Here is a 328-nt window from a genome sequence, read left to right on the forward strand (position 1 = left end):
AATCTCGAACTACCCCCAATACCAGTGGATTGATAAAAGCCGTACCTATACCGGCGAGCAGGTCACCCGCCGGATAGAAATTACCCTGCGTGATCTGGGCAACTACGGTGACCTGGTCCACCAACTGATGCAGAACCCGCTGGTACACATCAGCCAGAGCCAGTTCCGTTTTGACAATCGTGATGCTCTGGAAAACCAGGCATTACAAAACGCCTTGTTAAAAGCCAAAGACAAAGCTCACTTGATGGCCACTACGCTGAATAGTGAGCTGGGGGATGTACTGGCTATCAGCGAAAGCGGCTCACGTATCAATCAGCCCGTTTATGCC

1 protein-coding gene is annotated in these 328 nt (G+C 51.2%); it reads left to right on the top strand.

All coding sequences use genetic code 11. From position 1 onward, the window contains the following. The coding region (locus tag Q4563_RS18030; protein ID WP_303605482.1) for an SIMPL domain-containing protein at positions 1 to 328 on the top strand (328 nt) is incomplete at both ends.

This window comes from Gilvimarinus sp. 1_MG-2023, from assembly GCF_030548285.1.